This window comes from Bacteroidetes Order II. bacterium (genome assembly GCA_016788705.1).
In the GTDB taxonomy this organism is placed as follows: domain Bacteria; phylum Bacteroidota; class Rhodothermia; order Rhodothermales; family UBA2364; genus UBA2364.
Genome location: JAEUSQ010000059.1, coordinates 109,638 through 122,807, shown reverse-complemented (window position 1 = coordinate 122,807; position 13,170 = coordinate 109,638). Strand labels below are relative to the sequence as shown.

At 46.9% G+C, this 13,170-nt stretch carries 11 protein-coding genes and 1 tRNA gene; 4 read left to right on the top strand and 8 right to left on the bottom strand.

The window, feature by feature from the left end:
- Nucleotides 1–12: 12 nt before the first annotated feature.
- From JNN12_15655 to JNN12_15635, 5 genes are all read right to left on the bottom strand, one after another.
- Nucleotides 13–1,284 (bottom strand): helix-turn-helix domain-containing protein, encoded by a 1,272-nt coding sequence (locus JNN12_15655; GenBank protein ID MBL7979771.1) that lies wholly within the window; start codon nt 1,282–1,284, stop codon nt 13–15.
- A gap of 111 nt (nt 1,285–1,395) precedes the next feature.
- Nucleotides 1,396–1,469 (bottom strand) — tRNA-Pro (locus tag JNN12_15650).
- A 93-nt stretch (nt 1,470–1,562) separates the two neighbouring features.
- Entirely contained in the window at nt 1,563–2,585 is a 1,023-nt protein-coding gene (gene fbp / locus JNN12_15645; GenBank protein ID MBL7979770.1) for a class 1 fructose-bisphosphatase, read from the bottom strand.
- Between the two features lie 63 nt (nt 2,586–2,648).
- On the bottom strand, nt 2,649–3,326 hold the full coding sequence (locus JNN12_15640; GenBank protein ID MBL7979769.1) for a TIGR04282 family arsenosugar biosynthesis glycosyltransferase: 678 nt from the start codon (nt 3,324–3,326) through the stop codon (nt 2,649–2,651).
- A 9-nt stretch (nt 3,327–3,335) separates the two neighbouring features.
- The gene (locus JNN12_15635; protein ID MBL7979768.1) at nt 3,336–4,637 is read right to left on the bottom strand and encodes a polysaccharide deacetylase family protein; all 1,302 of its coding nucleotides are present in this window, start codon (nt 4,635–4,637) and stop codon (nt 3,336–3,338) included.
- A 109-nt stretch (nt 4,638–4,746) separates the two neighbouring features.
- Between JNN12_15635 and JNN12_15630 the strand changes: the two genes are divergently transcribed.
- The 3 genes from JNN12_15630 to JNN12_15620 all read left to right on the top strand — a co-directional run bounded on the left by JNN12_15630 (nt 4,747) and on the right by JNN12_15620 (nt 8,984).
- Nucleotides 4,747–5,061: an antibiotic biosynthesis monooxygenase gene (locus JNN12_15630; GenBank protein MBL7979767.1), complete on the top strand. Its 315-nt coding sequence runs from the start codon at nt 4,747–4,749 to the stop codon at nt 5,059–5,061.
- Nucleotides 5,062–5,165: 104 nt separating this feature from the next.
- Nucleotides 5,166–5,489 carry a hypothetical protein gene (locus tag JNN12_15625; protein ID MBL7979766.1) on the top strand — a complete coding sequence of 108 codons (324 nt, stop codon included), beginning with the start codon at nt 5,166–5,168 and terminating at the stop codon, nt 5,487–5,489.
- Nucleotides 5,490–5,597: 108 nt separating this feature from the next.
- Nucleotides 5,598–8,984: a hypothetical protein gene (locus tag JNN12_15620; GenBank protein MBL7979765.1), complete on the top strand. Its 3,387-nt coding sequence runs from the start codon at nt 5,598–5,600 to the stop codon at nt 8,982–8,984.
- Nucleotides 8,985–9,555: 571 nt separating this feature from the next.
- Here JNN12_15620 and JNN12_15615 read toward each other — a convergent pair.
- Nucleotides 9,556–10,713, bottom strand: coding sequence for a DUF4097 family beta strand repeat protein (locus JNN12_15615; GenBank protein ID MBL7979764.1), 1,158 nt, complete (start codon nt 10,711–10,713; stop codon nt 9,556–9,558).
- A 282-nt stretch (nt 10,714–10,995) separates the two neighbouring features.
- On the opposite strand from JNN12_15615, the gene JNN12_15610 reads away from it, so the two are divergent.
- Complete coding sequence (locus JNN12_15610) at nt 10,996–11,772, top strand: type III pantothenate kinase (protein ID MBL7979763.1); 777 nt, start codon at nt 10,996–10,998, stop codon at nt 11,770–11,772.
- Nucleotides 11,773–11,787: 15 nt separating this feature from the next.
- On the opposite strand, the gene JNN12_15605 is transcribed toward JNN12_15610, so the two are convergent.
- Both JNN12_15605 and JNN12_15600 read right to left on the bottom strand, forming a co-directional pair.
- Nucleotides 11,788–12,447: an HAD family phosphatase gene (locus tag JNN12_15605; protein MBL7979762.1), complete on the bottom strand. Its 660-nt coding sequence runs from the start codon at nt 12,445–12,447 to the stop codon at nt 11,788–11,790.
- A gap of 172 nt (nt 12,448–12,619) precedes the next feature.
- The gene (locus JNN12_15600) at nt 12,620–13,162 is read right to left on the bottom strand and encodes a YceI family protein (GenBank protein ID MBL7979761.1); all 543 of its coding nucleotides are present in this window, start codon (nt 13,160–13,162) and stop codon (nt 12,620–12,622) included.
- Nucleotides 13,163–13,170: the final 8 nt, after the last annotated feature.

The window sequence follows — 13,170 nt, the reverse complement described above, 5'->3', positions numbered from 1 at the left end:
ATGTCTTTGGATTTATTGGCTGATCAGTTTTGTAATCATATCGCGGCTAAGCGTCACAACCTGAAGCGAATCGGCGCCGGGGATGGCAAAGGCTTTTCCTTGCACCATAACACGTGCATTTTGAAGCCCCCCTTCCAATTTAAGCGATTGCTTCACGTAGAGTGGCTGATTTTTAAGCTTCAACTCCAATGTGTCTCCTAGTTCCACCCAAACGGGGAAACGTGGTTTGGTATCTGGCGTCAACTTCATACCCGAAATCGGCTTATCTATAGACAAAATCGAAACCATGAAGCTATCCGCAAGCGCCTTGCCGTTTGCAGAAGGCGTAGAGGCATTGGTATCAACAGTCGTATTGGTATGAGGACTGGTGGTCGGCTCTTGGGTTGTACTGGCGGTATTCGAGTCGGCTAAAAGACTTTCGCTTTCAGCCGAGTTCCATTCACTATAAATAAACCATACAAAGACTCCCAATACTGCTAAAACAGCAATCGGAACCAAAATTTTAAACCAGTTGATGCCATCCGATTCTGGTTCTAAACTTCGGATGGGGGGAGAAGGCGGGCGAATACCACGGGTATCATCAAAAACAATCGGCTGGGTCTTGGGAACGGTACTGCTCGCTGTACTGATAGGCTCCTTGGGTGTTGGAGGTGGAATGCTTAGTTTTACCGGGTTTATGGGTTCCTTTGCCTCTGGTGCCAAGTTTTCTGATTCGGGTTCTAGGGAGGGAGCCGCCGGAAGTTCTCCGCTGGACTCCGGGCCTGGTAAAGGATTTGGAAGATCAACGGATAAATCAAGCGGTGTTTCTATGGTTTTTTCTTTTTCTACACGCGATTTGGAGGGTTTGCGGGCTTTTGTGGGAACGGCTTTTTCCTCAATGGGTTTGGTTGGTGTTTCTGTCAAGGTTTTTGTCGGCGCCTCGGGAAGGGGCTCCGTTTTAGCCGTTGCTTTAGGGGCTGGCGCAGACCGAATTACCACAGATTCCGGGTTGATAAACCCTTTCAAAGCACCTGAGTACTGACCCTGTAGCATCTCTTCCAAACTCGATACCGCTACTTCTTTGGGAATATTCAGCGCTTCGGCCAAGGTTCGAACAAATGCTTTCAGATAGACGGTATTAAACCGAGGATGACCTAAAAGAGCGCTTCGTTCAAATTCTTCCAAAATGTCTGCTGTCACCAGGGTGGTACGGCTCAACTCCGCAATGGAGATTTTACGGGACTCACGTATGCGCCGGAAGTCGTCGGCGAATACATTTCCGGTGATATTATCCGGTTGATCCATATTCAACAGGGTCTGGTAAAAAAGGAGGGTTTTGGGGGCACGTTTAGCGTCAATATAAAATAAAAAAAGCTCGGCCCCAAAAAACAAGACCGAGTCATTTTTTTATTTATGTCGGGAAGACAGGATTTGAACCTGCGACCCCCAGCACCCCATGCTGGTGCGCTACCGGACTGCGCTACTTCCCGTAAGCAAGACCCACAAAATACGGAATAAAGCGGGTCTTGGCAAGGCATTCGTGTGCTTTGACGCTGATTTCATGTGCAGCTTTGTCACTTTGCTTAATGAATATTGCCCCAAACCCGAATAGACTCTTCCACGTCGCGCACCATCTGGTCGGTTCCAATATATACAGGGGTGCGTTGGTGCAACATCTTGGGCTGAATTTCCAAAATTCGGCGATGCCCATCGGTTGCTCGCCCACCTGCCTGTTCGATGAGAAATGCCATAGGATTGGCCTCGTACATCAGCCGAAGTTTACCAGCAGGACTACGGGTATCGGCAGGATAAATATAAACCCCACCCTTGATTAAGTTACGGTGAAAGTCTGCTACAAATGAACCGATATAACGTGCGATATAAGGCCGTGTGCCATCTGGGGCTTCTTCCTGAACCCATTTAATGTACTTTTTAAGTCCCAATGGCCAAGAATGATAGTTTCCTTCATTAATCGAGTATATTTTTCCGATCTCTGGAACCCGCATATTGGGATGAGACAAGATGAATTCGCCAATTGAAGGATCTAACGTAAAACCATTTACACCATTTCCAGTGGTATATACCAACATCACCGAAGAACCATATAAGATATACCCTGCTGCCACCTGATTGACACCCGGTTGAAGGGCATGCTCCAGTTCAGGACTTTCAGCCCCCTCGGGCAAGCGAAAGATGCTGAAAATGGTTCCGATTGAAACGTTTACATCTATATTGGTTGAACCGTCTAATGGATCCATGAGCACAATATAACGTCCTGCTTTTGCCCCGCTGGCCGGACGAAGTGGAATGGCTTCGGCATGTTCTTCCGAGCCAATCAAGCAGCATTCGCCACCGCGTTCTAATGCCTTAACAAACTCCTGGTGGGCAAGTCGGTCTAACTTTTGCTGAATTTCGCCCTGAACATTGGTTTCGCCAGAGGCTCCGAGAATATCCACCAATCCGGCACGGCGAACATCCCGCTGTACAATCTTTGCAGCAATGCTGATGTCACGGATAAGGCGCGAAAAAGCCCCTGTAGAACCCGTGACGGCATCCTGACGATCTACGATAAACTGTTCGAGGGTCAAGAGACGAGTAGTTGACATAATAAATAAAGAAATTAGAGGAACATAGGTCACCAGAAGCGCTTCCGGAAATTTTAAAAGAGATTACAGCACTTGCGGATAGTTCTTGGTCAAGATTTGGACAAAATGGCGTGTATTTTGTGCAACATTTTCCGGAAGATTTTTTAAATCTGCTTTAAGCCGAACCAAATCTTGGGGTGTATCTACATCATACCACTTTGGTAAAATGGAAAGTGACGCTTCTGTTGTTTCGATTCGTGCAAGGGTTTGTTTGAAGACATCTGGGTGGCTATAGTGCATCAATTCGAAGGCTTCGGGATACCATTCGTTCATGCCCAAAAGATAATACCCCCCGTCTTCGCTGGGTCCAATCACCATACTATACCGCTCGTTTAGGGCTTCGAAAGCCATCTCCAAAAAATCATCTGGGAGCGTAGGATGGTCTGTCCCCACAATGACAATCCGTTCGTATCCAGCCTTGAAGGTTTCGAGAAAAGCCATCAACATCCGCTCGCCGAGGCCAGATCCTTGTTGGGTAAATATGGGTGCTTGTTTGGGTATCCATTCGCTTCCAGGCTTCATAGGGGGGGGCACATACAGGCGCAGGTCGGCCTCTATTTTCTGATATTGAGACCAAGCATCCTTCAGGAAAGCAGCATAAAGGCTTGCCGCTTCATCGGGCGTAAGCAAAGTAGTCAAACGGGTTTTGACCGCTCCAGGAATAGGTTCTTTGGCAAAAACAAGAAGGGCTGCACGCAACATAAAAGGAGGCTAAGTATTTGTAAAATATGTTAAGGCGTCGTTTAGAGTAGTACACCACGCACCAGAAAGGCTGAATGCTTCGGCAGACTCCTCGAAGTGGGTGGCCCAATCCGGATACTCGTCTTGGTCATAAATTACGTTATGCCACAAGCCCACCAAAATGCCATTCAGATTTTTCGTTATCTCCAGCCATGTCTTTGTTCTTTCGAGTGCTGCATGGGCTGTGAGTGCCCTGTATTGCATCAAGGTGGTGTCGTGTAGGCACAAGGGTACTTCCCATACAGTCGTGGGCTTGTTGTTTAGGTGGTCATAAAGAAGAAATGGAAAACAAGTGCCATTCCGAAATCCGTCGCGATCTACAAAACTGAGCCCGGCATCCAATACAAAGCCATTTAATTGTTGAATATTTGGGGTTTGATGGGCATCCCATCGTAGATAGTGTTGCCGAACGCTTGTGTTTTTGTGAGGCGTATGTTTTCGTAGGTATTCGGCCTCGCTTCGGAAAAAAGCTGGATGGGCATGGCTAAAATACGCTGGATGTAACCCGATTTCGTGCCCGTTCTGGTGGAGTCTTTGGAATAATGTTTGGACAGCAGGCGAGTGAAGCGGGTAAAAATGGTCTTCGGGTGCATTGGCACCTGCTTTGAAAAACCAAGTTGCTTTTAAGTTGTACCGACGGTCCACGGCCAAAAGTCGTTCAAGGCCCCGCTGATAGCCGTCTATTCTTTGAAAAAAGGGCTTTATAGGGCGTTTCTCCTTCCACCATCGCCGGAGTGTCCATTTATAAAGATGGTCTATGTCGTGCGTCATACAAACGGTAAATGGATGCCCTTGCCAGCTAGGTGGTTCTATTGGTAGCCCCATTTGCTGGAGTTTTTCCCGGATGGCGAGTCGGTAATAATCCACAAAAGGGAATGGTTCCTCGCCCCATTTTGCTTGAAACGACGATTCATACCGAAAACGTCCGTGTGCATCGCGTTCCTTTATGAGATAGGTTTGTACATCTGCCAGCCAGAAAAAGGCGGAGGCAACCCAATCAGCACCATGTTTATTGGCATATACGACCGGAATGCGCCTGCCCTGAATCCACACATAGCAGTGGCAGGGGAGGTTGTTGTCCGGCCATACATACGGTATATGCACTGTTCTATCGTCAGTGGGCAATAGAGGGCCATAATATATCTGCCCTGTTGTCTGTCCTTCTGTAAAGGTAGGCGTCAGGCCCAATGGCTTTAAAAGCATCTGAAAAGCATACACAGCTTGTGGCTTACGATTTTCTGGAATGTCTAAATGGACAGGAATGGCTTGCATCGTGTAATCTTACGAAAATTCCAAAGACGGGCGAACCGTTTTTAGAAAGAAGTTGTACTTTACCCCAAGCCATAAATTACATCATCCACTCCTTAAATACCTTATTGCCATGCTGATTCGTATTGTGCGGATGACTTTTCGTCCAGAAACCGTCCCCGACTTTCTGGCATTGTTTAAGGAAATCTGTCCTGTCATTCGAAATATGCCCGGATGTCGTCATCTGGAATTATGGCAAGATGCCGATTTGCCGGAAGTCTTCAGCACGTTTAGCCATTGGGAGGCTGCTGAAGACTTAGCACGTTACCGACAGAGCGAATATTTCAAGGCTACATGGGCAAGAACAAAGGTTCTGTTTGGTGCACCGCCACAGGCATGGAGCCAGACGAAAGCCTTTCCGGTTGATTTGGAAGGTGAAAGCGATTAACTTTCTCGGAACCATGCGTGGGTCTTCGGGTATTAGCATTCCACCATTCGTAAATACCCACGCCAATATTGTATTACACCCCAATTAAGAAAATAATGGTTGGTATGGAATTTACTCCATTGGATGTACAGGATTCGGGCCATGAGGGTTTGTATCCCTATCTTATGCCCCTGATTTTTTGGCTTTCGCTTGCAATCGGCTTTACCGCCATTCTGCTGTTTCTCAAGTTGGGACTTTTGGGGCTTCCTGCGCTAATGATAGCTTTGTTTATACAGATTTGGGTATTGGCCACCAATGAAATTTCTGGGTTCCCTAAGAGCCAAGATGGCATGTTTAGGGCGCAATTCCAGAAAAGACATTTTTTGATGATCACCTTAATGTTGGTGGTGTTGTTTTTTCTTTGCATTATGGCGCTTATGGGAAATTAAGTGATACCATTGGCGCGTTTTTTGATACAGGTCGTTACCAGATGGCCCATGGGGCCGTCTTACGACATAAGAAGCATTTCCTTTTTCTAGCGACGTAACGGAGTGTGTATGCACGAACAAACCGCTTCACTGGTTCAACGGATTCACGAGCGCTTGGTGGTTGCTGCTCGGCGATTAACTTTGGCAAATTTTTTTTACGGGCTACTTTTTCTGGTGGTCGTAGGTGGGAGTATTTGGCTATTGCTTACGGGTTTAGAAGCTTGGTTATGGCTACCTACGTGGCTCCGTTCGGCGTTGTTTTTCCTGTTTTGCCTCTCCCTACTGGGTGGTATAGGCTGGTTTTTGGTTCGGCCATTGGTGTCGCGCCCAAGCGAAGAAGTCGTTGCAAAGCGTATTGGCGAGCGATTTCCGGAGGTTTCTGATCGCCTTACCAATTTGCTCCACCTCTCCGCAGGCCGCCACTCTCAGGCCCCTAATCCGCTTTTAAATGCTGCCGTTGAACGATTGAGCAACGAAGTATCTGTTGTTCCGTTTGAACAGGTGGAAAATTTTAGCCAACCAAAGCACTTCAGTAAATGGCTGTTGGTACCTTTGTTGGCGTTTGGCTTGTTTATTGGCTTGGCACCGCAATCATTTTTGTCGGCAACAGAACGCCTTCTTGCGCCGGGTACAACCTTCGAACCACCTGCTTTATTTCGGTTTGTGGTGGAGCCGGGTAATACCAAGGTGGTGAAAGGGGCTTCTCTTCCCATGAATGTGCGTACATATGGTACGGTTATGCCCATTCAGGCTACTTTAGAAATGGGGTTGAAAGACGAAGAGCACACAGATAAAATTCCACTTTCGGCCAATGCAGAGGGCCGTTTTACGCATCAACTGACCAATATCCGCCAAACTACCCGATATCGCATGGTGTCCGATGGGATCGAGAGCGCATGGTACACCATCGAAGTTTTAGAACGTCCTGCTGTCCGAAGCCTGAATGTTTCGATCAATCCTCCCTCTTATTCTGGACTTGGTGGTCAACGTCTCGATAATAATGTTGGGGATGTGGTCGGGTTACCGGGCACTTTGGTCAACATACGCCTTCAACTCAACCAATCCAATATTACCGAAGCCAATTTACTTTTCGATGATGGTGAACATCTGCCACTCACCATCAATGGAGAGGAGGCTTATGGTGCTTTTAATATCCGAAAAGACGGTAACTACCAGGTTTTATTGCGTAATGCACATCAGATTACCAATGAAAATACGATTACGTATGCCATTTCTACGATGCGTGATGCGCCGCCTAGTGTGGTGATTACGGAACCCTCGGATAATCAAATCATGAGCGAGTCTCAGCGGGAATTGGTGGTGGCACGGGTAACGGACGATTATGGGTTTTCTAAAGCCTCGTTGTGCTGGCGATTGGCCGAACGCATAGAAGGACAAACGATGCCGGAAAGCCGCTGTATTGGACTGGGTATTAAAGGCCGAGAATTGGATCAGGAATTGGCCTATGAATGGTTAGTTCCCGAAGCAACAGGGCTTGATTTGCGGGAAGGGGATGTCCTTGAATACTACATACAAGTTTGGGACAATAATGCCGTTGCAGGATACCAAACGGCCCGTAGTGCCATTTTTACCCTCCGAATTCCATCGCTCACGCAACAGTACAAGGAACTGGAAGAAAAATCTGACAATATTGAGGATCAAATGCGGAATATGCAACATGAATCCTCGGACATGAACCAGATGTTCAACGAACTCCAGCAACAACTTCGGCAAAAACAGGCCCCCGAATGGAATGATGAGCGCAACCTGCAACGATTAATGGAAAATAAGCAGCAGATGGAAAACCGCGCCCAAGAACTGAAAGACCAGATACAAGAACTAAACGACCAAATGCAGGAGCAAAATCTGGTGAATGAAAAGACCTTGGAGATGTTTAGAGAACTGGAACGTATTGCCGAAGAAATCAAAACACCTGCCCTTCAAGAAGCCCTTCGAAGGCTTCAAGAGGCCATGCGTCAGATGAATCCGCAACAGATGGAACGGGCCATGCAGGAGTATAAAAATGCAGAACAACAGATGCGCCAACGGCTCGAACGGCTTAAAGAATTGTACAAACAACTCAAAGCCAATGCCAAATTGGACGAATTGGCGAATAAAGCAGAACAAATGGCCGACAAACAAGAACAACTCTCCGAGAAAATTAATGAAATGCAGAAAGATGGCAAACTGGACGCCAAAGAACAGGCCGACCTAAACCAAATGGCCGAACAACAACAACGGAATGCGCAAGAAATGAAGGAGATGGAGGCGCAAATGGGCGAGCTGAACAAGGACATGCAAGAAATGAAAAATGGTCCTAAAGAAGAAATGAAAGAAATGAACAAAGAAGCCCAGCAGGATAAACTCTCCAATAAAATGGAGCAGAATAAAGAGCAGATGAAGGACCAAAAAATGCAGCAGGCTAAGCAGGGACAACAACAAATGAAACAACGCCTGATGCAAATGGCCCAGCAAATGCGTTCGATGCAAGAGCAACAACAACAGCAACAAGTACAACTCAATGTAGAGGCCCTGCGTCGTGTTTTGGATGATGTGCTTACCCTTTCGCAGGAACAAGAATCCTTGCGGAATGCCACTGGTCGCTTGCAAGGTGATAATCCCCGCCTACGTCGCATTGCTCAACAACAATCAGAACTGCGCGACGGCCTGAAAATCGTTTCCGATACGTTGCTCACATTGTCTAAACGCATCCCCAAGATGAATGCCAAAATCCAGACCGAAGCCACACGGGCGCAAGGTGAGATGAGTTTGGCTGTGAGTATGGCAACGGAGCGGCAGGTGGGGATGGCTTCTGGTAACCAAAAAGCAGCCATGACCCATCTCAATGAACTGGCCCTCTTGCTTTCGGAACTCCTGAGCCAAATGCAAGCTCAGGCTGGCCCCGGATCTATGTCTATGCAACAAATGATGGATATGCTTCAGCAAATGTCTAACCAACAACAACGGTTGAATCAACAAATACAGCAGTTGCTAAATGAAATGCAGGGCGACCGTATGAGCCAAAGCCAACAAGAACGTGCCAGCCAAATATCACAACAGCAACAAGCCATTAAACGGCAATTGGAGCAAATGATGCAGAATCCGGAGTTTAATCAGAAAGTCTTGGGAGATATGAAACGTGTTTCTGACGATATGGACGAAACCATCCGGGAACTCAAAAACCGTAACATCACACGACAAACCACCTATCGGCAAAACCAGATTTTATCGCGCCTTTTGGAGGCTACCCGTTCCCTTAATACCCGTGGACGCGAGGAGAAACGCCAAAGTGAACGTGCCAAAGAACGCAACCAATCATCGCCGATGCAGCTAAAACCCCAAGACCGCGCCACACAAATCCGACGTGACCTTATCCGCGCCATCGAAACTGGATATGCTCCCGATTATGAGCGCCTCATTCGGAAGTACTTCGAATTGATGCAACAGGGTAAATAGAGCCGGAAACACCACATCAGCGGGCTGCGTTGGCGGCCCTTTTTTATTCCCAATCAAGCCCCAAAATGGTCTTCTTGGTATGCTAACGGAGAAGAACAAATCTGCATTGCTTAAAAGGGGGGCGGCACCGAAAGAGCTATGTGAACAGGTGGGTTAAGGAAATAAAGGCCGCCTTAACCCACCTGATGGTCCATAGTTCCAATTTTTCTTGCCTCCTCTTCTCTACATGTTAACTAAATTAATTAAGTATTAAAATGATTTAAAACCTTAAAAAAATAAATAAAAATCACACATTGTCCTATTTGTGTAAACCTTAATAGGTATGAAATTGATTAGGACTCACAAGGACGTGGTTCAAAAAATTTCCTTCGATCATATTTTTAAACAAATTAGGTGTTTGATATTTTATTTCTTAATAAATTATCCTTTTGGCTTTTTGCCCGAAACAAAAGTGGCTATCATTCATGTAACTTCTCTTTGGGGTTACAAAAAAGCCCCCGAACTTTTCGGAGGCAAAAGTGCGCAAGGCTCCGCCTGAGGCCGTACACACCTTAAAAGGGTGCAAATGGGGTTAATGGGCAAAGGCCGTCAGACTAACAGAACCAACACCACTTCGTGCTTCGATTAATGGACCACCGCCATTAAGTTCTGTTTGGATCGTTCCAGTATCGTTTTGCTGGGCCGTAATTTCTGAGGAGATATCCACTTCCGAACCTTCTAAGTCTAAAATTGCACCGAATGACTTAGGAACCGATATTTCGATATCGCCTGTTTCGGTGTCTAATGAAGCACCGCTACATTCATGCAGCCGAACGTCCACATCGCCAGCTTCGCTAATGGCTTCTAATTTACCAAACATGTGCTGGATAGAAATGTTTCCGGCTTGGGTTTTGATTTCAGTCGTCCCTTTTACCTCACGCACGGCAATATCACCTGCTTCGGAGCGAATGGAAATTTGATTGGCATGAAGTTGGTCGGCCTCGATGCTTCCAGCCGCGCTGTGAATGTCTAAGCGGTGAAATGCTTTTACGATACCCAAGTTAATATCTCCAGCATTGGTATCTATCCGAACGTTTCCTGTCAAATTCCCTGTTGAAATGTCTCCGGCTTCTGTCTGAATTTCGATGGTGTTCCCACTGATGGATTCGGTAGAAATATCACCTGCATCACTGCTTAGCCGCACTTCACCAACCAGGGCTTGTGTAGAGATGTCGCCAATGCCGGTTCTGACATGAACGTGAAACGACTTGGGAATCCGGAGAACAACCCGAATATTGGCATTGCCACTGGGATCGTCTTCCCAAGTACTCCAGTGACGGTCTTTCTGCGAAAATACCCGCACCAGCGAACCCTCTTGAATGGCATTAAACATCAGCCGATCAAAAAAAACTTTGGCTTTTTGGCTATTATGGGATGCCATTTTAAATTCTATATGGGCCTTGTTTCGTTCGGTGGTTTCGATTCGGACGTCGCCGATGGGAATATCCACCTGAAGTTTTTGGCCATCCTGTACATCAAAAGTACGGGAAAACATGGCTTGATAGGCCGATTCAGGGAAATCTGTGTTACCTGATGTGGAATAATGTACCGAGTGAAAACCAATGCTTCGTGGGCAGTGTCGCCGTTTTTCCTGACAATGTTTGGACTTTTGTTGGTTGATTTGGTAGGCGCCAATACCCATCAGGCCAAAGCCCAGCGCCAGAATCAGGAGTCGTTTGCGTGCATCCATAACGGCTCTCCGGTTAAGGTTTTGTGAAAGGAAATCAGATTAATGCGTAACGAAGGAGCACGCCATTTTGTTACATGAGGTCAAAAAATAATTTCACGTTCTGGTCTGCTGGGGTTTGAAATATGCCTACATATGGTGAGACCGTCCATATGGCGGGATCGCCGCTGCATCTTTTCGGAATCTTATCCTGTTCGATGAGGTAAGATGCCTATTTTGTACAAAAGGTCTATGCCCCGTTAAGGTCGCGCATCTCCTTGGTGTACTGAAAAAAAGAGGTAAGGCATGTCAGAAAATTTACTCACCCTTGATGTTGGAAATACGGCTGTGAAAGTCGCTTTATTTGGGCCTAATACGTTTGAAGAACTTTTTCGGTTGCCTACCGATCTCAAACGTATTAAAGCAGAAGTGTTTCAGAAACACGCCCCATTAATACCCGACGTGCTGGAACATCTGGATGTGGCCTATGTGAGTGTGGTCCCAGCAGTAGATACAGCCCTCCAATCGGCAATAAAAAAGTGGACAGGGAAAGAAGCCCTACATCTGACAACTGACTTGCCCTCACCATTACAAATGGCATACCATACGCCCCGTACATTGGGTGCTGATCGGTTGGCAGGAGCAATTGGAGGTTGGATGCGATACGGATCTGTGGGGACAGGCCTGCTCATAATTGATGCCGGAACAGCGGTGAATTACGAAGTGGTCTCGCCGGATGGGTGCTATTTAGGAGGGGCCATTGCACCAGGCGTGGAACTGATGTTGCGGGCATTGGCACGCGGAACAGCGCAATTGCCACAGGTGGAACCCATGTGGCCGGATCGGGCGATTGGACGATCTACCCAAGAATGTTTACAAGCTGGCGTTGTATTTATGCTGGCCGATGCTGTTGCTGGCCTGATCCGACGGGTTTCTTGGGAACTGTCTGCTCCGTTATGTGTGGTTTCGACTGGTGGTTGGGGGCATTTGTTGCGGGCAGAGTTGCCAGAGGTACATCACCATCATCCTGCTTTGGTACATGAAGGTATTCATGCTTGGCTACAGCACCTGAAAGCAGGATGATATTTTCACCACAACCTAAAGGTCCAATAAACGACGGTCCACCATCGTAAAATCCTGAACTACTTGGAGGACATGTGGCGCTGCTGCATCGGAGGGCGAGACTGGCGAGGTGGCCACGACTACACAGCGCATACCAGCCCGTTGCGCTGCTTGAATGCCAACTGGGGCATCTTCAAACACAACACAATGCACCGGATCGCATTTTAATCGCTTGGAAGCGGTAAGAAAAGCCTCTGGATTTGGTTTGCCCAAGAGAACATCCTCTGCGGTAACAATGGCGTCAAAGGTGTCTTTTAGGTGCAAACCATTCAGCACAAAAGAGACATTAACGGGTGGTGCAGACGTAGCCAGCGCGAGGCGAAGGCCCTTGCCGCGAGCTTCTCCCAGTATTTCATAAAGTCCAGTTATGGCTGATAAGCGATCTTTATAGACTGTCCGGTATAATAATTCTTTTTCTTCCCCCAATGCCGAAACGCTTGTGTCACTCAGATGAGGCCCTAAATAGTACCGTAATATTTCAGGATTTGTTTTTCCTGATGACGTATGATGAAAATCTTCGGCGGTTTGGGTAACCCCGTGTCTTGCCAAAAGGGATAGCCATACTTCGATGTGAACTGCCATATTGTCCACAATCGTGCCATCCATATCAAAAATAAGGGCTTGGGTCATAGACATTCTGAAATCTTCTTTTTCAAAAGAGGGGTATTTACAGCATAAGCTAAGGCTTGCGAAGGGCCAAGGGCTTCTCGTACAATGTATTTTCATCTGATAACAATCCGTGGGAAAATCAAAAACCCCTGTACACACAAGGCATACAAGGGCTTTTTTGGGACATACGAAGGCGGTTTTACAGTTGGAATACCGCCCGGAATTCAATCTTTAGTTCATCTTTTGCTTCCACCATCATAAATGAGGGCTTCTCTACATTAAAAGCGGTGAGGCTAACCTCCGTTTTTCCCTGTACATAAACCTTGTTGTCCTTTGTCCAGGTTTTAGCCGTAAAACTGACGGGCTTTGTTACGCCGTGAAACGTCAGATTACCTTTGATGTTTAAGTTCTCCCCATTTACACGAACTTCATTGCTGGTAAAGGTGATGCGGGGGAATTTTAGGCCCTCTACCACTTCGAGCATGTGAGAATCGCGGCTACCATTTCCAGAGTCGAAAGACCGGACGGGGGCAGCAATGGCGGTGCTGATGAACGATTTCGTGGCGGCATTATACCGCAATACCCCTGAAAGCTCGGCACTTTTTCCCACAACCACATGCATTGGGTGGGTGAGGGTGTATTGAATATAGGACTCCTTTTTAAGGATGTTTAGGTTGTTTTGCGCCTGTAAGGCAAAGGGAAAAAAGAGCAAAAAGAAGAGGATAAAACTTTTCATGGTCATGGATTTAG

Bases quoted from the DNA above. Each gene is read 5' to 3' on its own strand.
- JNN12_15625 (MBL7979766.1), top strand. From the start codon at position 5,166: ATGGAATTTACTCCATTGGATGTACAGGATTCGGGCCATGAGGGTTTG.
- JNN12_15605 (MBL7979762.1), bottom strand. From the start codon at position 12,447: ATGTCTATGACCCAAGCCCTTATTTTTGATATGGATGGCACGATTGTG.
- JNN12_15635 (MBL7979768.1), bottom strand. From the start codon at position 4,637: ATGCAAGCCATTCCTGTCCATTTAGACATTCCAGAAAATCGTAAGCCA.
- JNN12_15615 (MBL7979764.1), bottom strand. From the start codon at position 10,713: ATGGATGCACGCAAACGACTCCTGATTCTGGCGCTGGGCTTTGGCCTG.
- JNN12_15630 (MBL7979767.1), top strand. From the start codon at position 4,747: ATGCTGATTCGTATTGTGCGGATGACTTTTCGTCCAGAAACCGTCCCC.
- JNN12_15600 (MBL7979761.1), bottom strand. From the start codon at position 13,162: ATGACCATGAAAAGTTTTATCCTCTTCTTTTTGCTCTTTTTTCCCTTT.
- fbp (MBL7979770.1), bottom strand. From the start codon at position 2,585: ATGTCAACTACTCGTCTCTTGACCCTCGAACAGTTTATCGTAGATCGT.
- JNN12_15640 (MBL7979769.1), bottom strand. From the start codon at position 3,326: ATGTTGCGTGCAGCCCTTCTTGTTTTTGCCAAAGAACCTATTCCTGGA.
- JNN12_15610 (MBL7979763.1), top strand. From the start codon at position 10,996: ATGTCAGAAAATTTACTCACCCTTGATGTTGGAAATACGGCTGTGAAA.
- JNN12_15655 (MBL7979771.1), bottom strand. From the start codon at position 1,284: ATGGATCAACCGGATAATATCACCGGAAATGTATTCGCCGACGACTTC.
- JNN12_15620 (MBL7979765.1), top strand. From the start codon at position 5,598: ATGCACGAACAAACCGCTTCACTGGTTCAACGGATTCACGAGCGCTTG.